Source organism: Acinetobacter stercoris (genome assembly GCF_900323515.1).
GTDB lineage: Bacteria > Pseudomonadota > Gammaproteobacteria > Pseudomonadales > Moraxellaceae > Acinetobacter > Acinetobacter stercoris.
In genome coordinates this window covers 1-1,172 of record NZ_OOGT01000407.1, presented here as the reverse complement: position 1 = coordinate 1,172, position 1,172 = coordinate 1, and the positions used below count along the sequence as shown (strand labels likewise).

The 1,172-nt window shown below is 32.0% G+C and carries 1 protein-coding gene; it reads right to left on the bottom strand.

Annotated features, from left to right (window positions below):
* Window positions 1-124 precede the first annotated feature (124 nt).
* On the bottom strand, window positions 125-1,027 hold the full coding sequence (locus KPC_RS19900) for a LysR family transcriptional regulator (protein ID WP_121976017.1): 903 nt from the start codon (window positions 1,025-1,027) through the stop codon (window positions 125-127).
* Window positions 1,028-1,172 lie beyond the last annotated feature (145 nt).

Here is a 1,172-nt window from a genome sequence, read left to right as displayed (position 1 = left end):
ATATAAATTTAAACATAAATTATTAATTATAGCTTTATTAATGATGATCCAGTATCAATTTCTTTATCAACCACACCATTTATTAATGATTTATAGTCATATAATGATTAATAACGCGATATGATTAATCCATTCCTTTCTTTAACTGTTTACGTGCCAAATGCCCTATTCGTTCAATGATTTGTATTTTTTCAGCATGGATTCCCTGCTGATGTGCTGTAAACAACTGTACATCAAATTCAACATCAGTATTCTCAATACAGATAACATCTTCTTTTCGTCGACTCATCAGCATGACTTCTTTAGGCAATAATCCAATACCTAATCCTTGAGCAACCAAGTCAAGTTGAAGTTGAGTTCCGAGCACCTCAAAATTAATATTTGGCTTTTGTCCTACCAGTGCAAAGATTTCAAATAATTTACCTCTTAATCCACAACCCTCCGAGTTTAAAATCCAGCCATAACTTTGCAGTTCATCTTTATATTTTATATTTTGCTTGGCAATTTTTTTAGCGATGACTGGCATTACTTTAAGTTTTCCTAACACATGTCTATCCAATGTTTCTGGTAAATTTTGAATTAAGCCTGTGACTGAAACGATGCCATCCAATTCTCCATTCTCAAGTTTTTTAATTAAATCCTTGCCCCAAGCAGCATGGATTTTCACTTCAATATTTGGATATATATCGTTTAATTGTTCCAATATTTTTGCAAGACCAATATCTGTAATTGAGTTCGCAAAACCTATATTTAACAACATAGTATCTATTTTATGATTAGCAATGATACTTTCAAGCCGGCGTGTTTCCTTTAAAATATTCTTTGATTGCTCGTAAACCTGTAACCCTAAACTGGTCAATTTTAGTGGACGAGTATTGCGATCAAATAATTGTAAATCTAATGCCTGTTCCAAATTTTGAATCCTGCGTGACAATGCAGGTTGAGTAATGCCTAATTGGGTCGCTGCCTGATTTGTTGATTGTAATTTTACAAAAGTGGTAAATGCTTCTAATTCTTCTAGTTTCATGATTGACCTGTGAGTAACACCTTAAATCAGATAAATAAAAATCGGGGTCACACTGCATCAAGCTTTCTATGCAGTAACTTTGAGAATATACAGTTGATTGATTGAAATTTATATTCGATTTTTTTATTTTATAATGAATTTATTA

Bases quoted from the DNA above. Each gene is read 5' to 3' on its own strand.
- KPC_RS19900 (WP_121976017.1), bottom strand. From the start codon at position 1,027: ATGAAACTAGAAGAATTAGAAGCATTTACCACTTTTGTAAAATTACAA.